Raw genomic sequence first — 24,452 nt, 5'->3', positions numbered from 1 at the left:
GAGTCTTGTTCCTGGTCTTCGCTTTGGTGCGCGACTTGCGCCGCCGCGCGAGCAGCTCCGACATGGCGCTGCCGAGCTCGGCCGGCGAGCGCACGGTCTTGACGCCCGCCGCCTTCAGCGCGCGATATTTGTCATCGGCCGTGCCCTTGCCGCCCGCCACGATGGCGCCGGCATGGCCCATGCGCTTGCCGGGTGGCGCGGTGACGCCTGCGATATAGGCGACCACGGGCTTGCTGACATTGCGCTTGATGAACGCCGCCGCGGCTTCTTCATCGCCGCCGCCGATCTCGCCGACCATGATGATGCCGTCGGTGCCGGCGTCGGCTTCGAACAGTTCGAGCACGTCGATGAAATTCATGCCGCGCACCGGATCGCCACCGATGCCGACGCAGGTGCTCTGGCCAAGACCGATCTGCGTGGTCTGATAGACCGCTTCATAGGTGAGCGTACCGGAGCGCGAGACGATGCCGACGCGCCCGGGCTTGTGGATGAAGCCCGGCATGATGCCGATCTTGCAGGCGCCCGGCGTGATGATGCCGGGGCAATTGGGGCCGATCAGGCGCGCGCGCGAGTCATTGAGCACGGCCTTGACGCGCACCATGTCGTTGACCGGTATGCCCTCGGTGATGCACACGACGAGTTCGATGCCGCCATCGATCGCCTCCAGGATGGCATCAGCCGCATAGGCCGCGGGCACGTAGATCATGCTCACTGTGGCGCCGGTTTCGGTAACTGCCGCACGCACGGTATCGAACACCGGCACGCCGAGATGTTTCTCGCCGCCGCGGCCCGGCGTCACGCCGCCCACCAGGCGCGTGCCGTAGGCAATGCATTGTTCGGAGTGGAACGTGCCCTGCTTGCCGGTGAATCCCTGGCAGATGACGCGGGTTTTCTTGTCGACTAGTATGCTCATGGCAGGTCCAATCAGGGCTTGGCCGCGTTGACGACTTTGCGCGCGGCATCGGTGAGATCACTTGCAGGCATGACAGCGAGCCCGCTCGATTTGAGCATGCGGCGCGCTTCCTCGGCATTGGTGCCCTCGAGCCGCACCACCACCGGTACGGCAACACCCACCAGCTTGACCGCTTCGATGACACCGGCAGCGATGAGATCGCAGCGCACGATGCCGCCGAAGATATTGACCAGGATGGCGCGGACTTTCCTGTTGGAGAGAATGAGCTTGAACGCCGCGGTCACCCGCTCGGCCGTCGCACCGCCGCCGACGTCGAGGAAATTCGCGGGTTCGCCCCCATGCAGTTTGATCAGGTCCATGGTGGCCATGGCAAGACCCGCGCCATTGACCATGCAGGCAATGTCACCATCGAGCGATACGTAGTTGAGATCGTGCTCGCTCGCCTCGCGCTCCATGGGGTCTTCCTGGTTGACGTCGCGCAGCGTTTCGAGGGTTTTTTGCCGGAAGATGGCATTGGCATCGACATTGATCTTGGCATCGAGGGCGATGACATCGCCCGCCTTCGTGACGATGAGCGGGTTGATCTCGACCAGCGAGGCATCGCACTCGAGGTAGAGGCGATACAGAGCCATGGCGATTTTCTGGAACTGTTTTTGCTGCGCCGCCGTGAAGCCGAGCGCAAAGGCCATGTCGCGGCACTGGTAGGCCTGCAGGCCGGCTGCCGGATGCACATTGATGGTGATGATCTGCTGCGGCGACTTGGCGGCGACCTCCTCGATGTCCATGCCGCCCGCGGCGGATGCAATGAACGCAATGCGACTGCGATCGCGGTTGAGGGTGAGCGACAGGTAGATCTCGCGCGCAATGGCGGAAGCGCTCTCGACATAGACCGAATCGATGGGAAGCCCGGCTGCCCCCGTCTGTTTCGTCACCAGCCGCTCGCCCAGCATGCCGCGCGCTGCCGCGGCGACTTCGGCGACACTCGTGGCGAGCTTGACGCCACCGGCCTTGCCGCGACCACCTGCATGGACCTGCGCCTTGACCACCCAGCGCGAACCGCCGAGTTCGCGGGCGGCATCCCCGGCCTCGGCCTCGCTGCGCGCGACGCGACCAGCGGGTACGGGAATACCGTAGCGCGCAAAGATCTCTTTCGACTGGTACTCGTGCAGGTTCATCGTTGTGACGCCGTTCGAATAAAGACCGGGCATTTTCGCGGAAACTTCGGGATTGCGCCACTGAAACGGCGCGCTCTGCCGCTAAAATCGCCAATTGATGCAGGTCCAAAGCAAACGCACGCGCATGGCCGATCCCGAGCAAGTCGCACCCAGCGATCTTGCCTGGCGCGTTATTGGTCTTCTGAATCTGTTTCGCCTGCTCATCCCGCCGGCGCTCTACGCCATCTACTGGTTTACCTCCCCGCAACCGACGGTAGGCGACACCCACCCGCGATTGTTCGTCGCCACCCTCGCCGTCTATTTCGCCGTGGGGGTTGCCCTGGTGCTGCTCAAGGGTCGTGCCTGGCTGAGCCTGCGCGCACTCGCGTTCCTGCATGCGAGCATCGATTCGATTGCCATCGCGATCATCATGTTCGCCTCGGGCGGTGTCGCAAGTGGCCTCGGCATCCTGCTGGTGGTGCCCATCGGCGCCACCGTGCTGCTCGCTGCCGAGCGCGATGCGTTGTTCATCGCCGCAATCGCCGCCGTGGCGATCCTGTTGCAGCAGATCTACTGCCAGCTGACGGGCAGCGCCGATTCGCACGATTACCCGACGGCCGGCGTGCTCGGCGCCGTGCTGTTTCTCATCAGCGTCAGCGTCTGGCCGATCTCCAATCGGCTACGGCAAAGCGAAGCGCTGGTCCGCAAACGCGAAGTGGACCTCGCGAATCTCGCGCAATTGTCGCAGTACATCGTGCAACGCCTGCGCGAGAGCATCCTGGTGGTCGACCACGAAGATCGAATTCGCCTCATCAACGAGTCGGCCGCGCAGATCCTCGGGGACAGCAACGCCTTTCCCGGCGCACTGCTCGGCGAGGCCTCACCCAAGTTGCTGTACCTGCTGTCGACCTGGCGCGCGGGCGAGAGCGCCGCGCAGGAAACGGCCGGCACCTTCGTTGCCGCCGATGGCGCTCGTATCGTCGAACCGCATTTCGCGGCGCTCGGGAGCGAGCGGCCGAGTCCGGTGATCGTGTTCCTGGAGGACACGAGCCTCCTCGCGACCCGCGTGCAGCAGTCGAAGCTTGCCTCGCTGGGTCGCCTGAGCGCGAGCATCGCCCACGAAATCCGCAATCCCGTCGGCGCCATCGGACACGCGGCCCAGCTGCTCGCCGAATCACCCGATCTGCCGGACGGTGACCGCCGCCTCGCCGACATCGTCGTGCACAACTGCATGCGCGTCAGCGACATCATCGACAACGTGCTGTCCCTGTCGCGGCGCAATCTCCCGGCCACCGAGAGCATCACGCTGCGCTTGTGGCTCAACGACTTTCGCAACGAGTTCGCCGAGACCATGCAATGCGATGCAGCGCAGATCGCGCTGGTCGGCCCCGAGACCACGCCGAGCGCCGACATCGAGCTGCGCACCGATCCTGGGCAGCTGCGCCAGATCCTCTGGAACCTTGGTGAGAATGCCCTGAAGTACGGCGTCGACCGCAGCGGCCAGGCGGCCTTCGATCTGCGCTATGGCTACGTGAGCGGCTCGGCGCGGGTCTTTGTCGAAGTGAGCGATCGCGGGCCAGGCATCGCGGGCGACCTACTGGAGCGCATTTTCGAGCCTTTCTTCTCAAGCGGCACCAAGAGCTCCGGTCTCGGCCTGTTCATCGCGCGTGAGCTCGCCGAGGTCAATGGCGCGACCCTGCTCTACGAACCTCGCGGTGGCGGCGGCAGCACGTTCCGGCTAGTCTTCCCCGATCCGTCGCGCTGGTCGCGATAAGGCCAAGCCAACCGTGCAAAACCCCAGCGTTCTGGTCGTAGACGACGAGCCCGATCTGGTCGAACTGGTACAGCTCACGCTGACGCGCATGAATATCCGCTCGGTGGCGGCGGGCGATATCACCAGCGCCAAGGCGAAGCTCGCTGCGGGCCAGGGCATCGCGCTGTGCCTCACCGACATGCGCCTGCCCGACGGCGACGGACTCGATCTGGTCGAGTGGATCGACACCCACCAGCCACAGGTGCCGGTTGCCGTCATTACCGCACACGGCAATGTCGAGACGGCCGTCCGCGCCCTGAAAGCCGGCGCCTTCGACTTCGTCGCCAAGCCGCTCGATCTCGGTGCGCTGCGACGCATGGTATCGGCGGCGCTGCGCCTGAGTGGGGCGAGCGACAGCAGCGGCAGCTTCAATGCGCCGCGCCTCACCGGCCAGTCGGCGGTGATGCAGCGCCTGCGCGAGATGATCGCGCGCGTCGCGCGCAGCCAGGCGCCGGTGCACATCAGCGGCGAGTCCGGTACCGGCAAGGAACTCGTCGCGCGTCTCATTCACGAATCGGGCGCACGCAGCCAGGCGCCGTTCATCGCCGTCAACTGCGGCGCCATCCCCTCCGAGCTGATGGAAAGCGAGCTCTTCGGCCACAAGCGCGGCAGTTTTACCGGCGCCGTGACCGACAAGAAGGGCCTCATCCAGAGCGCCGAAGGCGGCACGCTGTTTCTCGATGAGGTCGCGGACCTGCCGCTCAACATGCAGGTCAAGTTGCTTCGGGTCATCCAGGAGAAATCCGTGCGGCCGGTCGGCGAGACCACCGAGACGCCGATCGACGTGCGCCTCTTGTCCGCGACCCACCGCCACCTCGGGGAGCTGGTGGCGGCCGGGAGATTCCGCGAAGACCTTTATTACCGCATCAACGTCATCGAGCTCGCGGTGCCGGCCCTGCGCGAGCGACGCGAAGACATACCCGAACTCGCCCGCTCGCTACTCGCGAAGCTATGCCGCCGGCTCGAGGTCGAGCCGCCGCAATTGACCGCGGCGGCTTTGCAGCTCCTCACTGAGCACGCTTACCCGGGTAATGTGCGCGAACTGGAGAACGTGCTCGAGCGGGCCCTGACCCTGGCGAGCGGCGGCTTCATCGACGCGCGCGACATCCAGATGCGCGCCGCACCGCGTCCTGCGCAGACCGTCGAACCGGCGCCGCCTTCCATCGGCGCGACACCGTCGGCACCCAAGGACAGTGGCCCCAACAACGGCGCAACCACAGGCGCACTCGGCGATCAGCTCGAGAGCATGGAGCGCGATGCCATCGTGCGGGCGCTCGAGGAGACGCGGTACAACAAGACGGCGGCGGCCAGGAAGCTCGGCATTACCTTTCGCGCCCTGCGCTATCGCATCAAGAAGCTCGGCATCGAGTGACCTCGCAGGTCACTTTCTGACCTGCCACGGTCAGCGACGTCGTGTGACGCACACGACTTTAGGTCAAATGCCGGTTTGGTCATTAATTTAGTTCTTTTGAATCAACATGTTACGAAAATGCCACCCGGTTGGCACGGCACTTGCTCAAGTCTGGGGGCCGGCGTCGAACCGCCGCTTGTGTTTTTGAAACTTTCACTCAGGAGTGAGTCAATGAAGTCCATCCAGAAGGGTTTTACCCTGATCGAACTGATGATCGTCGTGGCGATCATCGGCATCCTCGCGGCCATCGCGATTCCGGCCTACCAGGATTACACCATCCGCTCGCAGGTTACTGAAGGCTTGAACCTTGCCTCGTCCATGAAGGCTGAGGTTGGCGAGTTTTTTGCGCAGAACGGCACCTGGCCGACAGCGATAGTCGGTGGCGCCGGCACCCTCGGCCACGCGGCCGGTGAAGTGCCCGAAGGCAAATATGTCAGCGGTCTCGCTGTAGTCAATGGCACGATCAACATCACGTACGCGAGCGCAGCCGGCAAGCAGGCCAATGCCGCGATCAACGGCGCGATCCTGTCGCTGAAGCCCCTGGTCAGCCCGAACCTCGACGTCGTCTGGGTCTGCGGTAACCGTGCGGCCCCGGGCGCAGGTGTCGTTGAAGCCGCCACCGGTGCCTCGGGTGCGAATGCAACGACCGTTGCAAACAAGTACCTGCCGGCCAACTGCCGTCCGTAATTCGACGAATCTCTCGATTCTTCGAGCCAAAGCCCCTCCCCTGGAGGGGCTTTGTTTTTTGGGAGTCGAGTCACGCAGGCAGGCAGGCCTTCATGCGACCATCAGCCGTTAGATTTGACAATTGCTCACGGGTCGCGCTCGGGTAGACTATGAGGTTCCCGCGGGGTCGCTTGTCTTCCGTAACTCTATGAACGATAACGCATCTTTGGCACTATCGACGCCGCGCGCAGGGCTCGGCGGCCTGCCGCAGCGCCTGGTGCAGGACGGCCTGGTGGAGGAATCCGCCATGCTGGCTGCCATCAATGATGCCAGGGATCGCCGTACCTCCATCGTGACCCAGCTGGTCTCGCGCGGCGCCGCCGAAGCGCGCGACATCGCCATTGCCGCCTCGACCGAGTTCGGCGTGCCGCTGATGGACCTCGAAGCCATCCAGACGGATCTCGACGTGGTGCGTTCGGTGAGCGACAAGCTACTCACCAAGCACCGCGTGATGCCGCTCTATCGTCGCGGCAAGCGGCTCTATGTCGCGGTGGCGGATCCCACCAACCTGCAGGCCATTGACGAAATCAAATTCGCCACCGGCTTTGCGGTCGAGACCATTGTCGTAGAAGACGACAAGCTGCAGCAGGCACTCGACAAGGCACTGGAGCAGGTCGACACGCAGATGCCGAACCTCTCCGACGAGGAAGGCATCGACCTCGAAAGCCTCGAAGTCTCGGCAGGCGATGAACAACTCGACGAGGGCGGCGTCAGCCGCGACGACGTCGAAGATGCACCCATTGTCCGCTTCGTCAACAAGGTGCTGCTCGATGCCATTCGCCGCGGTGCTTCGGACATACATTTCGAGCCATACGAAAAAAGCTTCCGCGTGCGCTTTCGCATGGACGGCGTGCTGAAGGAAATCGCCCAGCCACCGGTGCAGCTCACGCAGAAGATCTCCGCGCGCCTCAAGGTCATGTCACGTCTCGATATCGCTGAGCGCCGCATCCCGCAGGACGGGCGCATCAAGATGCGCCTGTCGAAAAACCGGTCCATCGATTTTCGCGTCAGCACCTGCCCGACACTGTTCGGCGAGAAGATCGTGCTGCGTATCCTCGATGCCTCGCAGGCCATGATGGGCATCGACTCACTGGGCTACGAGCCGCAGCAGAAAGAGCTTTATCTGCGCTACCTCGACAAGCCCCAGGGCATGATCCTGGTCACGGGGCCCACGGGTAGCGGCAAGACGGTCTCGCTCTATACCGGACTCAATATCCTCAATCGCGAGGACACCAATATTTCGACCGCCGAGGACCCGGCGGAAATCATGCTGCCCGGCGTCAACCAGGTGAATGTGAATCCCAAGGTGGGCCTCACCTTTGCCTCGGCGCTGCGCGCCTTCCTGCGCCAGGACCCGGACGTGGTGATGGTCGGCGAAATCCGCGACCTCGAGACGGCGGAAATCGCCATCAAGGCCGCGCAGACCGGCCACCTCGTGATGTCTACCTTGCATACCAACGATGCGCCGCAGACACTCACGCGCCTGATCGACATGGGCGTCAAACCCTATGCGATCGCGACCTCGGTCAGCCTCATCATCGCCCAGCGTCTGGCACGGCGCCTCTGCAACAGTTGCAAGCAGCCCATGGACATCCCGCCCGATGCGCTCATCAAGGAAGGATTCCGCAAGGAAGACGTCGACGCGGGTCTTCGCATCTTCGGCCCCAAGGGCTGTGGCAACTGCACCGATGGCTACAAGGGCCGCACTGGGCTTTATCAGGTCATGCCGGTCACCGAGGACGTCGGCCGCATCATCATGCAGGGCGGCAATGCCATCGACATCAGCGATGCCTCGGCGAAGATGGGCGTGTGGGATCTGCGTCGTTCAGGCCTCGAGAAAGTGAAGGCCGGTGTCACCAGCCTCGATGAAGTCAACAGCGTCACGATCGAATAGGGACTAGCGATTTATGGCAACAGCAATTGCAAGCCGCGGCGTCAAACGCGACACGCCCTTCACCTGGGAGGGCATGGACAAGCGCGGCAATCGCGTCAAGGGCAAGAGCCTCGCGCCCGATGAAGCCGCCCTCCGTGCGGACCTTCGGCGCCAGGGCATTGCGCCGAGCAAGATCAAGAAACAGTCACAGGCACTCAAAGCGGGCGGAAAGGTCAAACCCGAGGACATCGCCGTCTTCAGCCGCCAGCTCGCAACCATGCTCGCGGCGGGTATTCCACTCGTGCAGGCTTTCGACATCGTAGGCAATGGCGTCGAGAAACCCTCGATGCAGAAGCTCATTCTGGATGTGAAAGCCGATGTCGAATCGGGCACCTCGTTGCACGAAGCGCTGGCCAAGCACCCACTTTATTTCGACGACCTGTATGTGAATCTCGTTGAGGCGGGTGAGCAGGCTGGCGCATTGGAAAGCCTGCTCGACAAGATTGCAACCTACAAAGAAAAGACCGAAGCCCTAAAGAAGAAAGTGAAGAAGGCACTTTTCTATCCTGCAGCGGTCATGGTCGTAGCCATTATCGTCACGCTTATCCTGCTCATATTCGTTATTCCCCAGTTCGAATCGCTGTTCAAAGGATTTGGCGCAGATTTGCCCGCATTCACACAGTTTGTAATCAATCTTTCGCGATTCGTGCAAGACAGCGGCGTCTATATTGCAATCGTTGCAGGCGGCGCGGTATACGCATTCTTCTATTTCAAGAAACGGTCGCGCGCCATGCGCGAATTCATGGACCGCGCTGCGCTCAAAGTGCCGATCATCGGCCCCATTCTGAACAAGGCCGCCATCGCGCGTTTTGCGCGAACGCTGTCGACCATGTTCGCAGCCGGCGTGCCGCTCGTCGAAGCCCTGCAGTCCGTGGCCGGCGCCACGGGCAACATCGTCTATGAGACGGCGGTGCTCAAGATGCGCGACGAAGTCGCCACCGGTACGCGATTGCAGCGCGCCATGGAAAACACCACGCTCTTTCCCAACATGGTCATCCAGATGGTGGCCGTGGGCGAGGAGTCGGGCGCGCTCGATGAAATGACCGGCAAGGTCGCGACCTTCTACGAACAGGATGTCGACAATGCCGTGGACAGCATGTCGAGCCTCCTGGAGCCTTTGATCATGGCCATCCTGGGCGTGCTGGTCGGCGGCCTCGTGATCGCGATGTACCTGCCGATCTTCAAGCTCGGCGCCGTCGTCTGACCCGAAGGACGACGCCTTGGGCATCGCGGACACGTTCGCGTCGGCGCCTTGGATTTATGTCGCATCGGCCGCGCTGATCGGCTGCCTCATCGGCAGTTTCCTGAACGTGGTCATCCACCGCCTGCCGCGCATGCTGGAGCGGGCCTGGAAGGCGCAGTGCGTGGAGATCATGGGCGGCACCGAGGCCGCCGAGGCGGCGGCTCCGTATAACCTGATCGTGCCGCGCTCAGCCTGCCCGGCCTGCCAGGCGCCCATCAAGGCTGTACATAATGTGCCGCTCCTCAGCTACCTGTGGCTGCGCGGGCGCTGCGCCCAGTGCGGCAAGGCCATCGGTCGGCGCTATTTTCTGATCGAGCTGGTCACGGGACTGGCCTTCGCGATCGTCGCATGGCGCTTCGGCTTCAACTGGATCGCCATGGCCGCCATGGTGGTAAGCGCATTCCTGATCGCCCTCACCGCCATCGATATCGACACGCAGCTGCTACCGGACAGTCTCACGCTGCCGCTGATGTGGCTTGGCCTGCTGGCGAGCCTGATCGGGCCGCTGACCGGCAGTGGTTTTGCCATACCGGTCGCGCCGCGCGATGCCCTGATGGGCGCAGCGGCCGGTTACCTCTCGCTCTGGAGCGTGTACCAGCTCTTCAAATTGCTCACTGGCAAGGAGGGGATGGGCTACGGCGACTTCAAGCTGCTGGCCGCACTCGGCGCGTGGATGGGTTGGCAGATGCTGCTGCCCATCATTCTCGCCTCGGCCGCGGTCGGCGCCGTCACCGGCAGCATCCTGCTCGCCGTGCAGGGCCGCGAGAAGAGTACGCCGATCGCCTTCGGGCCCTACCTGGCGGGCGCCGGCTGGATCGTCATGCTGGTGGGGCCGCAGCTCGTCAGCCGGTACCTGGGCCTCTTCGGCCAGGCGCACTGACCTCCCTGCGATGGGCTTGCCGTACACGGTCATCCTCACCGGCGGCATCGCGAGCGGCAAGACCACGGTATCGCGCCTGTTTGCCGCGCTCGGTATCGTCATCATCGACAGCGATGAACTGGCGCGCGAAGTCGTGGCACCGGGTGAGCCCGCCCTCGCAGCGATCGTCAAACGTTTCGGGAGCGGGATTCTCGACAGCGACGGCGCTCTCGATCGCCCGCGTTTGCGCGCAATCGTTTTCGCCGACAGCAACGCGCGGGCCGACCTCGAGAGGATCACGCACCCGGCCATCCGGCAATTGATGCGAACGCGCCTCACCGCGGCCGAATCTCCCTACACCATACTGGCCATACCCCTCCTGGCTGAAACCGGCGGGCGACGCGAGGCCGATCGTGTGCTCGTAGTCGATTGCCCGGAGGAGCTGCAGCTGCGGCGGCTGATGGCGCGCGATGGCAGCAGCGAGCCGCAGGCAAGGGCCATACTTGCGGCCCAGGCCAGCCGCGAACAACGGCTGGCGCTGGCCGACGACGTGATCGTCAATGACGGCGAGCTTGCGCCGCTACGCGATGCCGTGGCCGAACTGCATGCGCGATACCTGCAACTGGCGTCGGCAAAACGCGACGCGTCGATCTGAAGCACGAGGTTTACTCGCGCAGCATCTGTCACGCACAATAGCGACGTGACCCAGGACGAATCGGACTTCATCTTCGAGCAACCGCTCAACGAGCGCTATCGCACCTTCCTGCGGCTCGATTTCCTCTACAACCAGGCGCTGCATCACAACAGCCAGGACAGCCACTGGGCGAGCCGCGCCGCCGTCGCCGCGCTTCTGGAAATCCTCGCCATCACGGCGCGCGGCGACACGCGCGCCGATGTCATGAAAGAACTCGAACGTCAGCTCGCGATTCTGAACGAGTATCAGCGCAAGAAAGGTGTCGACGTCGCGCGATTGCGCGATGTGATGTCCAATCTCATGCGCATCCGCAACGAACTCCTGGAACTCGGCGCCAATTTCATGCAACCGCTGAAGGAGTCGGAGTTCCTCGCGGCGATCAAGCACCGCAGCGCGATCCCGGGCGGCACCTGCGAATTCGATTTGCCGGATTACTACTTCTGGCTCAACCAGCCCGCCAAGGAGCGTGTCCGCGATTTCAGCGCTTGGCTGGCGCTGCTGCGACCGCTGTTCGATGCCATTGCCGAAGTGCTCTGGATCGTGCGCCAGAATGGCCGCGCGCGCGAGGAGCTCGCCAACGAAGGTGTCATTCATATCAATCTCGACCGCGACGCCAACCTGCAGCTGCTTCGCATCGCGGTGCCGCGCGAGCTCGGCCTCTTTCCGGAAGTGAGCGGCAGCCACTACCGATGCAGCATCCGCTTCATGTGTTGGCAGGGCCTTGGCGAGCGCTCCAGACAATACCAGGGCGATGTACGCTTCCGGCTGATCTCGTGCAGCTGACCTGCCCCAATTGCGGCCGGGTCATCACCTGGAGCGATGCCTTCCCGCAGCGGCCGTTCTGTAGCGAACGCTGCCGCCTCGTCGATCTCGGCGCATGGTTCGCCGAAGAGCGCGCCATCAGCGGCGAGGCGAACGAGGACTTCGCGGGCGAGCCGGAAAGCGAAGGCTAGACCTGCATGGACGCGCAATTCTGGCTGCGCAAGTGGCAGCAGAACGAAATCGGTTTTCACCAGGCCATGCCGCATGCAGCATTGCAACGACATTGGTCGCGCCTCGCCTTGCCTGCCGGAGCGAAGGTTTTCGTGCCGCTCGCCGGCAAGAGCCTCGACATGGTGTGGCTCGCCGCCGCGGGCTTTCACGTCATCGGCATCGAACTCTCGGACATCGCCGTGCGCGCGTTCTTCGAGGAAAACAACCTGCAACCGACACGACGCGCCGATCGCGACATGACCTGCTATCGCGCCAATCAGATCGAACTCTGGCAGGGCGACTTCTTTCGCCTGCGACGCGAGCAGCTGCAGGGTGTCGCCGCGATTTTCGATCGCGCAGCGCTGATAGCGCTGCCTGCCGACATGCGCGGCATGTACGTCGAGCACCTCTGGAGATTGCTGGCCCCGGGTTTTGCAGGACTCGTGGTGACGCTCGAATACGAGCAGTCGCAGATGCAGGGCCCGCCGTTTTCCGTGCTCGAGGATGAAATCATGGCCCGCTACGGCGGACGCGGCGAAGTCACCCGCCTCGAACGCGATACCGAGGTCGCCGACGCAGCGCGCTTTGCGGCGCGCGGCGTCAGCTCTCTTGCCGAAACGACCTACCTGATTCGCGGCTAGGGCGCCGGTGGCGCACCGAGGTGAGTTGCCTGCGCAGCAAAAGCGAGCTGGTCGGCGAAGTCATCGATCTGCATCCACAACGGCTTGCCGGCGCCATGACCGGCACGCGTTTCGATGCGAATCAACACCGGCTGGCTGCAACCCTGCGCCTGCTGCAATGTGGCCGCGAATTTGTAGCTGTGCCAGGGCACGACACGATCATCACGATCCGCGGTGGTGATCAGCGTGGCGGGGTAGCAGCGACCGCGAACGACATTGTGCAGCGGCGAATAGGCGCGCAGATAGCCAAAATCGCCCGGATTTTCCGATAGCCCGAAGTCGCTCGACCATTGGCGGGCATTCGCGCTTGCCAGCTGGTAGCGCAACATGTCGAGCACACCGACACCGGGCAGGGCCGCCGCAAACAACTCGGGCCGTTGCAGCATAACGGCGCCGATCAGCAGACCGCCGTTGCTGCGGCCCATGATGGCAAGATGCCGGGGATCGGTGATCTTCTCGCGCTGCAGATACTCGGCCGCAGCGATGAAATCGTCGAATACGTTCTGCTTGTGCTCGCGCGTACCGGCCTGGTGCCAGGCCTCGCCATATTCGCCACCGCCGCGCAGATTCGCCTCGGCATAGACGCCGCCCATCTCGAGCCAGGCAAGGACATAGGGCTTGTAGGCGGGGGTGAGCGAGACATTGAATCCGCCATAGCCATAGAGCAGCGTCGGACGCGGGCCAGGACTTGCGGTGCCGCGCTTCTCGACTATGAACATCGGCACCCGGGTCCCGTCCCGGCTCGCGTAGAACACCTGGCGCGTCTGGTACTGAGTAGGGTCCAGGATCTGCCGCGGTTCGCGATAGGGCAGGACGGTATTGCCTGCGATGTCGTAACGCAGCACTTCGGCGGGGCGCAGATGATCGACGAAGGAGAAAAAGGTTTCCGTATCGTCCGCGCGTCCATTGAAGCCGCCGACCGAACCGAGGCCCGGCAGGGCCACTTCCGTGCTCTCGCCTCCACCCGGGTCGTACACCCGAACCACGCTGTGGGCATCATGGACATAGGTCACGATGATCCGTCCACCCACGAGACTCGCCGACTCGATGCTGTCGGCGCTTTCAGGAACGATAGCGTGCCATCGCGCCGGCTCGGTGCGGTCCGCGTCCACGGCGACGACGCGGCCCCGCGGCGCAGCGTTCGTCGTCAGCACGAAGAACGTATCGCCGACATTACCGAGCACGGTGTACAAGGCATCCCAGTCGTTCATGAGCGGCTCGATCGCGGCATTGGCGTCCGCAAGCTTCAGCAGCTTCACGGCATTGGTTTCATAGCCGTCGAATTCGCTGATGATCAGGTAGCGTCCATCGTCGGTAACCAGCCCGTCAGGCACTCGGGTCGGATGATCGGTGATCTCATAGACCAGCCGGTCGCTCGACTGCTCCGTCCCCAGGCGGTGAAAATAAATGGCCGGTCGACCGCCATCGTCGCCGCGCCCGTCGGGCAGCGCCGGATAACGGCTGTAGTAGACACCCGAACCGTCGGCGGCGAAGGAAAGATTCCAGAACTTGGTTTGTCGCAGCACATCCGGCAGGGGCACGGCATCATCGGTCGCAACGAAATGCCACAGGTCCCAGTCGGTACCGCCGTCCGACGTGGAATAGGCTACGATCCGGCCATCTGCACTCGGCACGAAACGCGCGATTGCGATCGTGGCATCGTCGCGCGCCTTGTTCGGGTCGTAGAGAACTCGCGGCGTCGCAGCGAGGCTGTCTGCAACGTACAGCACGGCCTGATCCTGGTGCCCGTCGTTGAAGGTATAGAAATAGCGGCCGCCCGCCTTGCGCGGCACGCCGTAGCGCTCGTATCGCCAGAGCTTCTCGAGGCTCGACTTGATCGCGGCCCGCTGCGGCAAGGCCTCGAGCCAGGGCTGCGACAACGCGTTCTGCGCCTTGACCCAGGCCGTAGTCTGCGGCGAATGGAGTTCCTCGAGCCAGCGATAGGGATCGCTGATCCGGGTGCCGTGATAGTCGTCGGACTGATCGACGGTGGCGGTTTGCGGATAGTCGAGGCCGCGCGTGCGCGGCAGGCTCGCGCAACCCGCGGCGACGAGCAGCGTGAAACTCATGCATACGGCAAACTGGCGAATGCGCTGAATCATCTTTTACACTCCCGGACCGCTGTCGCGGCTTACCACCGCCGCGATTTTACCAAGGTGCCCGCATGAAAGACCTGCCAAAGTTGCTCTGCCTGTTGTTGATTCCCGCCTGCGCGAGCGCAACGGGACTCGATATCGCGCGCATGTTCGCGGCGCCCGATCTCGCGGGTGAGAGCCTGCGCAGTGCGCGCTTCTCACCGGACAATCGGCTCGTCACCTATCTCAAAGGCAAGGCACTCGACAAGGACCGCTATGACCTGTGGGCTTATGACATTGCCAGCCGACGGCATCGGCTGCTGGTCGATGCCGATCGTTTCGGTGCCGCGATTCCGTTGTCTGCCGAAGAGGCAGAGCGTCGCGAGCGCCAGCGGACATCGTCGCTCTCGGGCATTGTCGACTACAGTTTCGCGGCCGATGGCAAGCGGCTGCTTGTGCCGCAAAATGGCGACCTCTATCTGTACGATTTGACGAGGCCCGCCGCGAGCGCCGTGCGCCGGCTCACCAACACGACAGCCTACGAAACCGACGCGCGTTTCTCTCCCCATGGCAGGTTCGTGAGCTTCATCCGTGAGCAGAACCTGTACATCATCGACCTGGCGACAGGACGGGAGCAGGCGCTCACCAGCGCCGGCGGCGGCCTCATCAGTTTCGGGATGGCCGAGTTCATCGCCCAGGAGGAGATGGATCGCGACACGGGCTACTGGTGGTCACCTGATGAGCGAACAATCGCGGTCGCCCGCGTCGATGACAGCCCCGTGCAGGAAGCCGAGCGCTTCGAGATCATGGCCGATGGCGTAAAGGTGGTCAGGCAACGCTATCCCTACGCCGGTACCGCCAACGCCGCGGTGACTTTGCAACTGATCGCGATCGATGGCGGCGAACAGCGGCCCGTCGCGCTGTCCTCATTCGAATACCTGGCGAGAGTCGACTGGCTGCCTGACAGCAGCGGGCTTATCGTGCAGACCCAGTCGCGCGACCAGCGTCAACTCGAACTGCAGCATGTGAGCGCAAGCGATGGTCGCGCGCGCACCCTGTTCATCGAGCACAGCGACAGCTGGGTGCCGCTCACCCGCAGTCTCACCCTGCTGCCCGGACGACGGCAGTTCATCCTGGCCTCGAGCCGCAGTGGCTTCCAGCATCTTTACCTGTTCGATTACAGCGGCCAACTGCTGCGCCCTTTGACCGGTGGCGAGTGGACGGTCATCGACGGCGGCCGGGACGGTACCATACGCGGCATCGATCAGGCTGAGCGGACGATCTATTTCACGGCCAACAAGGACACCGTCGTCGAGCGCCACCTGTACGCACTCGACATCGCCACGCCGGATGCCGAACCACGGCGGGTCACTGCGGAAGGCGGCTGGCACGATGTCACCATGTCGCCGAACGCCGGGCTGTTCCTCGATACCTTTTCCACCCCCGACCAGCCGCCCCGCGTCGCACTTCGCCGCGCCGATGGCAGGGAGCTCGCGGTATTGATCGAGAACAAACTCGATGCCGCGCATCCCTACGCGCCCTATGCCGATGCCCACCGACCGACCGAGTTCGGCACGCTCACTGCCGAAGACGGGCAGACGCTCCACTATCAAATGCTGACACCGGCCGACATGCAGCCGGGCAAGCGCTATCCGGCGATCATCGATGTCTATGGCGGACCCGGCTACCAGCGCGTGCGTCGCGCCTGGGGCGGCTACCCGCGCAGCAACGAAGGCTACTTCCGCCAGATTCTCGCCCAGCATGGCTATGTCGTATTCACGCTCGACAATCGCGGCAGCGGCTTTCGCGGCACCCGGTTCGAAGCCGCGGGTTTTCATCACCTGGGGTCTGTCGAAGTACGCGATCAGGTGCGTGGTGCAGAGTTTCTGAGCAGCCTGGATTTCGTCGACCCGAAGCGCATCGGCGTGTTCGGCTGGAGTTACGGCGGTTACATGACCCTCATGTGCCTGATGCAGGCGCCCGATACGTTTGCGGCGGGCGCCGCGGGTGCGCCAGTCACCGACTGGAGGCTCTACGACACGCACTACACCGAGCGCTACATGGGCACGCCCGCCGGCAATCCCGACGGCTACCGCGACAGCAATGTACTCAGCTTTGCGAACAACCTGCGGGGCCGGCTGTTGCTGATGCACGGCATGGCCGACGACAACGTGCTGTTCACCCACAGCACGACGCTGATGTCCGAACTACAGCGGCTCGACAAGGCCTTCCTCGTCATGCCCTACCCCGGCAGCAAGCATGGTCTGCTGCGCCACGCCGATACCGGACCGCATGCCTATCACAGTATTGTCGATTTCTTCGATCGCAATCTCTGAACGACAGGCATGCGGCACCGCTCGCGCGTCAGCTGTACGCGCGCTCGCCATGTTCGGTCGTATCGAGGCCCTCACGCTCGGCTTCGTGGCTGACCCTGAGGCCTACGATGGCATCGGTGATCTTGTAGGCGATCAGCGATACGACGCCGCTCCAGAGTATGGTGACGCCGACGGCGATCGCCTGGGTCGTCAACTGGCCTGCGATCGAGAAATCCGCGCCACCGGTTCCGCCCAAAGACGGCGCTGTGAGCACACCGGTGAGCAATGCGCCCAAAATGCCGCCGAGTCCGTGCACACCAAAGACGTCGAGCGCATCGTCGGCACCCAGCAGGCGCTTGAGTCCATTGACGCCCCATAGGCAGACGAGGCCCGCCGCGAGACCGAGCACGATGGCGCCCATTGGCCCGACCGTGCCACAGGCGGGAGTGATTGCGACGAGGCCTGCAACCGCACCGGAAGCGGCACCCAGCATGGATGGCTTGCCCTTGGCAATCTGCTCGCCCAGCAACCACGACAGGGCCGCGGCGCCGGTTGCCACCAGCGTGTTGATGAATGCGAGTGCTGCGCCAGCGTTCGCCTCGAGATTGGAGCCGGCATTGAACCCGAACCAGCCGACCCAGAGGAGCGATGCGCCGATCATGGTCATGGTCAATGAGTGCGGCGGCATGGGTTCCCGGCCAAAGCCGACTCGTTTGCCGACCAGATAAGCGCCAGCCAGTCCGGCCACGCCGGCATTGATATGCACGACCGTGCCACCGGCGAAGTCGAGTGCACCGAGCTTGAACAGCATGCCCTCGCCGTACCAGACCATGTGCGCGATCGGCAGATAGCTGAACGTGAACCACAGCACCGAGAACAGGATCACGGCCCAGAATTTCATTCGCTCCGCGAATGCACCGACGATCAGCGCGCAGGTGATCGCGGCGAACGTCGCCTGGAATACGATGAAGATGTACTCCGGAATCTTCACGCCCTCGGAAAAGGTATCCGCGAGCGATGCCGGCCCGACACCTGCGAGGAAAATCTTTTCGAAGGAACCAATCAGGGAATTGGTGCCCGTGAAAGCGAGGCTATATCCGTAAAGGGCCCAAAGCACGCAGATCAGCGAAAACACGACGAACACCTGGATCAGCACCGACAGCATGTTCTTCGCGCGGACCATCCCGCCATAAAAGAGCGCAAGGCCCGGGATCGTCATGAGGATCACCAGCACCGTGGCGACGATCATCCATGCGGTGTCGCCCTTGTCGACGATTACCGCCGGCTCGTCGGCGCGGGCAACGCCTGCCAGCACCAGACCCGATAGTGCGGGCAGCAGGTAAACGGTGAGAAGTCGCTTGAGACATTTCATTTTTTGCGTTCCAGTTGCGATGGGTTGCGATGTTGTTTCAGAGTGCGTCACGACCTTGCTCCCCGGTGCGGATGCGCACCACGGTCTGCAGATCGATGACGAAAATCTTGCCGTCACCGACCTTGCCGGTCCGCGCGACATTGCAGATCGCCTCGATCACTGCCTCCGCCGCGCTCGCGTCAACGGCGATCTCCACTTTGGTCTTCGGCACGAAGTCGACTTGATACTCGGCGCCACGGTATAGCTCGGTATGGCCGCGCTGACGGCCGAACCCCTTGACCTCGCTGACCGTAAGGCCGGTGACACCGACTTGCCCGAGCGCTTCACGCAATTCGTCGAGCTTGTAGGGTTTGATGATTGCGACGATGAGTTTCATTGCCCCTCACTGCAGGAGTTGATTACGAGGATTGCCACCAACGCTATGCAGCTTGCGTGCCAGTCACTGGCAGCTCATGTGCAATCAACGACTTGCAGCAATATTGGGCAAACGTCACGGCATACATGCACCGCCATGTTGCAGCCGGGGATCGGCGCTGCCTCATCGCTGTGCACTCGGCACTCACGCCAGCGTAATTTCCCGCGGATTCAGCGCTGGCACGATTACTGCATTGCCTGGCGCTCAACACTCAAAGGAGCGCTTGCATGAAACCGAGACAATTGTTGCCGCTGCTTGCAATGCTGGCCATCGCGGCAGCACGGGCCGAAGTCAGTTCGACTTTTACACTTGCGAGCGATTACGATTTTCGCGGCATCACGCAATCGGCGCTGGACCCGGCGCTGCAGGCGAGCCTCGACTGGTCACAGGAATCGGGTTTCTATGCGAGCCTGTGGGGCAGCAATGTCGATTTCGGAACGGGCACCGACATCCAAGTCGAAATTGACCGCGCATGTCGGCTACAACTTCGGCTCGTTCTGGCAGCCGGATGAATTCGTGGACTATTCGATCGGAATCGCCCGCAGCTTCGGCAAGTTCGATCTCGCGCTCAAGTACATCGACGGCAGCGACCTGGCGATCGCCGATGGAACTCCCGACGATGTGTTCTCATCCGAGAGCAAGCTGTTCTTCAGCGTCGCGACAACGCTGCCATGGTGAGAGCGTCCGCGCGGCGCGGCGCCGGCCTTACGGGAACTTGATCTTGCCGCCGCCTGCCGGGCCCGGTCCCGGGCCGATGCCGGCAGCGCCGACTTCAGGCACGACGATGCGCGAAGCGGCTTCCCGGCGCATCTCGCGCGCTTCTTCCATGGCATCTTCGATGGCGGCGTGTACCGCCGCCGGAAATTTCTGAACCGCCTCGTCGAGGGACTTGGCGTCGATTTCAAAGGCGAGCGGCAGTATGCCCGCGGGCGTCAGCAATTGAGTCTGGCCGGAGAACAGCACGGCCCGCTCCGCATCGATCGAGCCGTCGATCTTGACGGGGGTCAGGCGCCTCAGGCTCCCGGCACGCCTGTCGGTGAAAACTTCCTCGCGGTAGAGATCCTCGGCTGCGATCTTGATATCCGGCAAGTTGGGTTGTTGTGCCATTTGCGTCGTTCCGTCGTGGTCGTTCGAGTGATTGGAAAAAGCTGCTTGCGCTCATGCCGGCGGCGGTGGCTGCTCGGCCATGGCGGCAAGCGACATCGCGGTGCCATGTTGGCGCAGCAGGGCCTTGCGGCGAAAGAAGCGCAGATAGCCCGCAGCGCCCATGCGCGAAGGCCCGAGGCCAGAGAGCTTGAAGGAATTCTTCTCCGCTTCATGCACGAATCCAGTGAGCGCGCCATCGTTCAGACTGATGCCGCCGGCATCGATCTGCCGGCCGATCCGTCCGGCCTCATCGAGGCTGCCAGCGATTACGGCTGCCGACAATCCGTAACTGCCCTCATTGGCGAGGCGGATCGCTTCCTCGATGTGATCGTAGGCCATTACGGGCATGACCGGCCCGAAGGTTTCCTCGCGCATCAACTGCATATTGTGATTGACGCCGCTGAGGACAGTGGGTTCGAGCCATTTGCCGCCATGGTCGATGATCCTGCCACCGCATTGGAGGGTCGCACCCTTGCCGGTCGCATCGGCAATCTGGTCCGCGACGATGGCTGCCTGGCGCTCCCAGATGAAGGGACCCAGCACGCCGCGCGTCATATCGGGCCAGTTGATTTCGATCTGCCGGGCCTTGTCGATGAGCCGTTGCAGGAACTGGTCGTGGATAGTGCGATCGACGTAGACCCGCTCCAGGGACTGGCAGGCCTGGCCCGTCGCAAGGCAACTCGCCCGCAGCACGATGTCGGATGCGGACTCGACATGGGCGCTCGCGGTCACGATCACGGGATCATTGCCGCCGAGCTCGAGGCAGGCTGGAATGAAATTTCGCGCGGCATTCTCGGCGACCATGCGGCCCGTGCGCACGCTGCCCGTAAAGCAGATCATGTCCGCAAGTCCCACCAGCGTCTCGCCCATCTCCCGACCGCCCGGTTGCACGAACAGCACCGCCGCGAGTTCTGGCACGGCACGAATGCTTGCCATCAGCGGCTCGGCGAAGCGCGGCGTGACTTCCGAAGGCTTCACGAGCACGGCACAGCCCGCGAGCAGTGCAGGAATGGCATCGATCACGGCAAGCGCAAGGGGAAAATTCCATGGACTGATCACGCCGACGAGCGGGTAAGGCACCAGCTGCGCACCGAAGCTGATGCCTGGCACGCTGCTCGGCTGGTCTTGAGGCAATTCGGGCAGGGCGCGCACCGTGCGCAGGCAGCGTTCGATCGTGCTGCCAACCGACGCGCACTCCGAACGCGAGATGGCCCCACGCCCGGTATCCGCCGCCAACGCCGACACGATGGCATCGGCGTGCTGCGCAAGCGCCTTTTGCCAGGCATCAAGGACGGCCATTCTTTCCGCCACTGGTCGCGCTGCCCATTCGACCTGGGCAGCGCGTAGCCCATCGGCAATGACATGCAGCTCAGCGACCGCAGGTGCCGAGAAGCGGTAATCGGCGACGCCGCTGCGCGGATTTCGCACCGCAAAAGACTCTCCGGTGTATTCGTTCGCCATGCTCTCGCCGCAGTCCTCCGTGGGACCCGCTATGATGCTGAGCCAGCGGCAGATTGCAAGGCGAGGACAAACGGGCGGTCCGCCTCGAGGATATCCCAGTCATCGAGCTCTGCGGGTGCGAGCCAGCGCAGCGCCTGGCCTTCGCGGGCGCTCACCTCGCCCCGATAGTCGGCAACCGAATAGAACGCCAGCGTCACCTGCTTGTCCGGGTACGGATGGGTCAATTCCATCACTTTGCGCGCGCTTCGCAACTCGATGCCAAGTTCCTCGGCGAGTTCGCGGGCGAGGGCCGTGGGATCGCTTTCGCCCGCCGCGACCTTGCCGCCGGGGAACTCCCAGCGCCCGGCCAGTTCGCGGCCCGGCGTGCGTTGCGAGATGAGTATCCGCCCGCTGTCGTCGAAGATTGCCGCCGCGACCACCCGCAGCGAGGCTCGCCCCGGCTCGATGCTCAACCGGTGTCCGCCAGCGCGCCGTGGCAGTGTTTGAACTTTTTGCCTGACCCGCAGGGACAGGGTTCGTTACGGCCGACCTTGCGCTCACCGCGCACGAAGGTGCCAACACTCGCGGCCATCGCCGGCGGAACTTCCGGCGCCGTCTGCTCCCCGCCTGCGCCGCCTGCGGCCGGCGGCTGTGCCGTCAGGGCCGATGGCGCATCGGCATGGCGGGTCTGCAGCGCCCGCATCAGCCGGTCGCGCCGCTCGGCCTCTTCGCGCTCGATCTCCGCTTCGGTGCGCACTTCGAGGCGCGCAAGGAGCGAGACGGTGTCGAACTTGACGCGCTCGAGCATTGCCTCGAACAACTGGAATGCCTCGCGCTTGTACTCGTAGCGATAGTCCTTCTGTGCATAGCCGCGCAGGTGTATGCCCTGGCGCAGATAGTCCATCGCGCCGAGATGCTCGCGCCAGTGCTGGTCAAGCGTGCGCAGCATGATTTCTTTTTCGATGTGGCGCATGGTTGGCGCGCCGGCACGCTCGACTTTCTGGTCGTAGCTGGCGGCGACGGCAGCGATTATCCGCTCGCGCAAAGCCGACTCCTCGAGTTCGGGGTCGGCATCGATCCAGCCCGCAGGATCGACCTCGGCGTTGAAGTCGTTGCGCACGGCTTCGGCAAGACCCGCGAGGTTCCAGTCGGCCGATGCCACGGTGCGCGGCAGATACTGGTCGATGAGCGTCGTGAGCACGTCCTCGCGTAGCCCCGCGACCGCATCGGACAACTCCTCCCTGCCCATGATTTCGCTGCGCTGCTGATAAATGACCTTGCGCTGGTCATTGGCGACGTCGTCGAACAGCAGGAGCTGCTTGCGGATATCGAAGTTGTGCGATTCGACCTTGCGCTGCGCCTTTTCGATGCGACCCGAGAGCATGCGGCTCTCGATCACTTCGCCTTCTTTCATGCCGGCCATGGCCAGCAATCGCTTGGTGAAGTTCGGATCGCCGAAGATCCGCATCAGGTTGTCTTCCATCGACAGATAGAAGCGGCTGGAGCCGGGATCACCCTGTCGGCCCGAGCGGCCGCGCAGCTGGTTATCGATGCGCCGCGACTCGTGGCGCTCAGTGCCGATGATGTGCAGGCCACCGGCCGCGATGACCGCATCGTGGCGCACCTGCCAGGCGGTGCGGGTCGACTCACGCGCGGCATCGTCGGCGGCATCGATGCCGGCGAGTTCAGCCTCCAGGTTGCCGCCGAGCACGATGTCGGTGCCGCGACCCGCCATGTTGGTGGCGATGGTCACGGCCCCCGGCCGGCCAGCCTGTGCGACGACCAGCGCCTCGCGCTCATGTTGTTTCGCGTTCAGGACCTCATGCGCGATTTCCGCCTTGCGCAGGACTTCCGCCAGCATCTCGGAGGTCTCGATCGATGTCGTACCGACCAGTACCGGTTGCTTGCGTTCGACGCACTCGCGAATGTCTTCGACTATCGCCTTGAACTTGTCCGACTGGGTCAGGTACACGAGGTCGGAATGATCGGCGCGGATCATGGGCTTGTGGGTCGGGATCACGACCACTTCGAGTCCGTAGATCTGCATGAACTCCGGCGCTTCCGTGTCGGCCGTGCCGGTCATGCCCGAGAGCTTGCGATAGAGCCGGAAGTAGTTCTGGAAGGTGATCGATGCGACGGTCTGGTTCTCCTCGCGGACCCGCACGCCTTCCTTTGCTTCCACGGCCTGGTGCAGACCATCGGACCAGCGCCTGCCCGGCATGGTGCGGCCGGTGAATTCATCGACGATGATCACCTCGCCATTGCGCACGATGTACTCGACGTCGCGCTTGTAGACCGCATGGGCGCGAAGCGCGGCATTCAGGTGGTGCATGAGGCGGATGTTGGCCGGATCGTACAGGCTCTCGCCGCTGCGCAGCAGTCCGTCTTCGAGCATCAATGCCTCGACCCGCTCGTGCCCTGCCTCGGTCAGGTGTACCTGGCGCTGCTTTTCGTCCACCGAAAAATCGCCGGGACCGTCCTCCTGCTGCTGGCGATCAAGACGCGGCACGAGCTTGTTGATGCGCACGTAGAGTTCGGTGCTCTCCTCCGCCGGGCCGGAGATGATGAGCGGCGTGCGCGCTTCGTCGATCAGGATGGAGTCGACTTCATCGACAATGGCGTAGGCGAGGCCTCGCTGCACGCGGTCTTCGAGACGAAATGCCAGATTGTCGCGCAGATAGTCGAAACCGAATTCGTTATTGGTGCCGTAGGTGATGTCGCAGGCGTAGGCGGCGCGCTTCTCGCTCGGGTTCTGGGAATTGCGGATGACACCGACACTCAGGCCGAGGAATCGATAGACCGGTCCCATCCAGTCGGCATCACGCTGGGCGAGATATTCGTTGACGGTAACGACGTGCACCCCCTCGCCGCCCAATGCATTGAGGTAGGCGGGCAAGGTCGCCACCAGCGTCTTGCCCTCGCCGGTACGCATCTCGGCGATCTTGCCCTCGTGCAGCGCCATGCCGCCGATCAACTGGACATCGAAGTGGCGCATGCCGACGGTACGTCGCGCCGCCTCACGAACAACCGCGAACGCCTCGGGCAGGAGCTCCTCGACCGTGGCGCCCTCCTTCAGCCGGGCACGAAACTCATCGGTCTTGGCGCGCAGCTCCTCGTCGGCAAGGCGCTCGGTCGCCGCCTGCAGCGCATTCGACTGCTGGGCCCGGCGGCGATAGCCCTTGACGAGCCTGTCGTTACGGCTACCAAAAATCCTGGTCAGGAACTGAAACACGGGGTGCAGGCCTCATCATGCTCCCGGCGGGTGCAGCGCCGGCACGGGGAGCAGGTGTA

At 63.5% G+C, this 24,452-nt stretch carries 21 protein-coding genes and 1 pseudogene; 13 read left to right on the top strand and 9 right to left on the bottom strand.

The window, feature by feature from the left end; all coding sequences use genetic code 11:
• Positions 1 to 52: 52 nt before the first annotated feature.
• Positions 53 to 913, bottom strand: a pseudogene (gene sucD / locus R3E77_04105) (succinate--CoA ligase subunit alpha).
• Positions 914 to 924: 11 nt separating this feature from the next.
• Complete coding sequence (sucC, locus tag R3E77_04100) at positions 925 to 2,088, bottom strand: ADP-forming succinate--CoA ligase subunit beta (protein ID MEZ5498599.1); 1,164 nt, start codon at positions 2,086 to 2,088, stop codon at positions 925 to 927.
• Positions 2,089 to 2,185: 97 nt separating this feature from the next.
• On the opposite strand from sucC, the gene R3E77_04095 reads away from it, so the two are divergent.
• The 10 genes from R3E77_04095 to R3E77_04050 all read left to right on the top strand — a co-directional run bounded on the left by R3E77_04095 (position 2,186) and on the right by R3E77_04050 (position 12,359).
• Positions 2,186 to 3,841: an ATP-binding protein gene (locus R3E77_04095; GenBank protein MEZ5498598.1), complete on the top strand. Its 1,656-nt coding sequence runs from the start codon at positions 2,186 to 2,188 to the stop codon at positions 3,839 to 3,841.
• 13 nt (positions 3,842 to 3,854) lie between these two features.
• Positions 3,855 to 5,252 (top strand): sigma-54 dependent transcriptional regulator, encoded by a 1,398-nt coding sequence (locus R3E77_04090; GenBank protein MEZ5498597.1) that lies wholly within the window; start codon positions 3,855 to 3,857, stop codon positions 5,250 to 5,252.
• Between the two features lie 210 nt (positions 5,253 to 5,462).
• Positions 5,463 to 5,978 (top strand): pilin, encoded by a 516-nt coding sequence (locus R3E77_04085; protein MEZ5498596.1) that lies wholly within the window; start codon positions 5,463 to 5,465, stop codon positions 5,976 to 5,978.
• A 187-nt stretch (positions 5,979 to 6,165) separates the two neighbouring features.
• Positions 6,166 to 7,911: a type IV-A pilus assembly ATPase PilB gene (gene pilB / locus R3E77_04080; protein ID MEZ5498595.1), complete on the top strand. Its 1,746-nt coding sequence runs from the start codon at positions 6,166 to 6,168 to the stop codon at positions 7,909 to 7,911.
• Between the two features lie 13 nt (positions 7,912 to 7,924).
• A complete protein-coding gene (locus R3E77_04075) occupies positions 7,925 to 9,154 on the top strand; it encodes a type II secretion system F family protein (GenBank protein MEZ5498594.1) in 1,230 nt (409 codons plus the stop codon).
• 16 nt (positions 9,155 to 9,170) lie between these two features.
• Complete coding sequence (locus R3E77_04070; GenBank protein ID MEZ5498593.1) at positions 9,171 to 10,073, top strand: A24 family peptidase; 903 nt, start codon at positions 9,171 to 9,173, stop codon at positions 10,071 to 10,073.
• Between the two features lie 10 nt (positions 10,074 to 10,083).
• A complete protein-coding gene (coaE, locus tag R3E77_04065) occupies positions 10,084 to 10,707 on the top strand; it encodes a dephospho-CoA kinase (GenBank protein MEZ5498592.1) in 624 nt (207 codons plus the stop codon).
• 45 nt (positions 10,708 to 10,752) lie between these two features.
• Complete coding sequence (zapD, locus tag R3E77_04060; GenBank protein MEZ5498591.1) at positions 10,753 to 11,529, top strand: cell division protein ZapD; 777 nt, start codon at positions 10,753 to 10,755, stop codon at positions 11,527 to 11,529.
• Positions 11,526 to 11,699, top strand: coding sequence for a DNA gyrase inhibitor YacG (locus tag R3E77_04055; protein ID MEZ5498590.1), 174 nt, complete (start codon positions 11,526 to 11,528; stop codon positions 11,697 to 11,699). Before zapD ends, R3E77_04055 begins: the two co-directional genes overlap by 4 nt.
• A 6-nt stretch (positions 11,700 to 11,705) precedes the next feature.
• Complete coding sequence (locus tag R3E77_04050; protein MEZ5498589.1) at positions 11,706 to 12,359, top strand: thiopurine S-methyltransferase; 654 nt, start codon at positions 11,706 to 11,708, stop codon at positions 12,357 to 12,359.
• Here the strand turns inward: R3E77_04050 and R3E77_04045 are convergent.
• Entirely contained in the window at positions 12,356 to 14,500 is a 2,145-nt protein-coding gene (locus R3E77_04045; protein ID MEZ5498588.1) for a prolyl oligopeptidase family serine peptidase, read from the bottom strand. The two genes, R3E77_04050 and R3E77_04045, sit on opposite strands and share 4 nt — an antisense overlap.
• A 62-nt stretch (positions 14,501 to 14,562) precedes the next feature.
• Between R3E77_04045 and R3E77_04040 the strand changes: the two genes are divergently transcribed.
• Positions 14,563 to 16,809: a S9 family peptidase gene (locus tag R3E77_04040; GenBank protein ID MEZ5498587.1), complete on the top strand. Its 2,247-nt coding sequence runs from the start codon at positions 14,563 to 14,565 to the stop codon at positions 16,807 to 16,809.
• 28 nt (positions 16,810 to 16,837) lie between these two features.
• Here R3E77_04040 and R3E77_04035 read toward each other — a convergent pair whose 3' ends face one another.
• Together R3E77_04035 and R3E77_04030 are read right to left on the bottom strand one after the other, a co-directional pair.
• The gene (locus R3E77_04035; protein ID MEZ5498586.1) at positions 16,838 to 18,160 is read right to left on the bottom strand and encodes an ammonium transporter; all 1,323 of its coding nucleotides are present in this window, start codon (positions 18,158 to 18,160) and stop codon (positions 16,838 to 16,840) included.
• A gap of 37 nt (positions 18,161 to 18,197) precedes the next feature.
• Entirely contained in the window at positions 18,198 to 18,536 is a 339-nt protein-coding gene (locus R3E77_04030; protein MEZ5498585.1) for a P-II family nitrogen regulator, read from the bottom strand.
• 266 nt (positions 18,537 to 18,802) lie between these two features.
• Between R3E77_04030 and R3E77_04025 the strand changes: the two genes are divergently transcribed.
• On the top strand, positions 18,803 to 19,087 hold the full coding sequence (locus R3E77_04025) for a TorF family putative porin (protein MEZ5498584.1): 285 nt from the start codon (positions 18,803 to 18,805) through the stop codon (positions 19,085 to 19,087).
• Between the two features lie 4 nt (positions 19,088 to 19,091).
• The gene (locus tag R3E77_04020) at positions 19,092 to 19,253 is read left to right on the top strand and encodes a hypothetical protein (protein MEZ5498583.1); all 162 of its coding nucleotides are present in this window, start codon (positions 19,092 to 19,094) and stop codon (positions 19,251 to 19,253) included.
• Positions 19,254 to 19,280: 27 nt separating this feature from the next.
• On the opposite strand, the gene R3E77_04015 is transcribed toward R3E77_04020, so the two are convergent.
• The 4 genes from R3E77_04015 to secA are packed head-to-tail and all read right to left on the bottom strand — an operon-like array spanning position 19,281 to position 24,393.
• Entirely contained in the window at positions 19,281 to 19,682 is a 402-nt protein-coding gene (locus R3E77_04015) for a hypothetical protein (protein ID MEZ5498582.1), read from the bottom strand.
• A 51-nt stretch (positions 19,683 to 19,733) separates the two neighbouring features.
• Complete coding sequence (locus R3E77_04010; protein ID MEZ5498581.1) at positions 19,734 to 21,182, bottom strand: aldehyde dehydrogenase family protein; 1,449 nt, start codon at positions 21,180 to 21,182, stop codon at positions 19,734 to 19,736.
• A 29-nt stretch (positions 21,183 to 21,211) separates the two neighbouring features.
• On the bottom strand, positions 21,212 to 21,634 hold the full coding sequence (locus R3E77_04005; protein MEZ5498580.1) for a (deoxy)nucleoside triphosphate pyrophosphohydrolase: 423 nt from the start codon (positions 21,632 to 21,634) through the stop codon (positions 21,212 to 21,214).
• Positions 21,631 to 24,393, bottom strand: a complete 2,763-nt coding sequence (secA, locus tag R3E77_04000; GenBank protein ID MEZ5498579.1) for a preprotein translocase subunit SecA — start codon at positions 24,391 to 24,393, stop codon at positions 21,631 to 21,633. Before secA ends, R3E77_04005 begins: the two co-directional genes overlap by 4 nt.
• Positions 24,394 to 24,452 lie beyond the last annotated feature (59 nt).

Source organism: Steroidobacteraceae bacterium (assembly GCA_041395505.1).
Taxonomy (GTDB): domain Bacteria; phylum Pseudomonadota; class Gammaproteobacteria; order Steroidobacterales; family Steroidobacteraceae; genus JAWLAG01.
Note: the sequence above shows the minus strand (reverse complement) of the source record. Positions and strands in the feature narration are given on the sequence as shown.

What these genes read in the sequence shown, in the direction of transcription:
- sucC (MEZ5498599.1), bottom strand. Translation starts at nt 2,088, where the DNA reads ATGAACCTGCACGAGTACCAGTCGAAAGAGATCTTTGCGCGCTACGGT.
- R3E77_04095 (MEZ5498598.1), top strand. Translation starts at nt 2,186, where the DNA reads ATGCAGGTCCAAAGCAAACGCACGCGCATGGCCGATCCCGAGCAAGTC.
- R3E77_04085 (MEZ5498596.1), top strand. Translation starts at nt 5,463, where the DNA reads ATGAAGTCCATCCAGAAGGGTTTTACCCTGATCGAACTGATGATCGTC.
- pilB (MEZ5498595.1), top strand. Translation starts at nt 6,166, where the DNA reads ATGAACGATAACGCATCTTTGGCACTATCGACGCCGCGCGCAGGGCTC.
- R3E77_04075 (MEZ5498594.1), top strand. Translation starts at nt 7,925, where the DNA reads ATGGCAACAGCAATTGCAAGCCGCGGCGTCAAACGCGACACGCCCTTC.
- coaE (MEZ5498592.1), top strand. Translation starts at nt 10,084, where the DNA reads ATGGGCTTGCCGTACACGGTCATCCTCACCGGCGGCATCGCGAGCGGC.
- R3E77_04050 (MEZ5498589.1), top strand. Translation starts at nt 11,706, where the DNA reads ATGGACGCGCAATTCTGGCTGCGCAAGTGGCAGCAGAACGAAATCGGT.
- R3E77_04045 (MEZ5498588.1), bottom strand. Translation starts at nt 14,500, where the DNA reads ATGATTCAGCGCATTCGCCAGTTTGCCGTATGCATGAGTTTCACGCTG.
- R3E77_04040 (MEZ5498587.1), top strand. Translation starts at nt 14,563, where the DNA reads ATGAAAGACCTGCCAAAGTTGCTCTGCCTGTTGTTGATTCCCGCCTGC.
- R3E77_04035 (MEZ5498586.1), bottom strand. Translation starts at nt 18,160, where the DNA reads ATGAAATGTCTCAAGCGACTTCTCACCGTTTACCTGCTGCCCGCACTA.
- R3E77_04030 (MEZ5498585.1), bottom strand. Translation starts at nt 18,536, where the DNA reads ATGAAACTCATCGTCGCAATCATCAAACCCTACAAGCTCGACGAATTG.
- R3E77_04025 (MEZ5498584.1), top strand. Translation starts at nt 18,803, where the DNA reads ATGAAACCGAGACAATTGTTGCCGCTGCTTGCAATGCTGGCCATCGCG.
- R3E77_04015 (MEZ5498582.1), bottom strand. Translation starts at nt 19,682, where the DNA reads ATGGCACAACAACCCAACTTGCCGGATATCAAGATCGCAGCCGAGGAT.
- R3E77_04010 (MEZ5498581.1), bottom strand. Translation starts at nt 21,182, where the DNA reads ATGGCGAACGAATACACCGGAGAGTCTTTTGCGGTGCGAAATCCGCGC.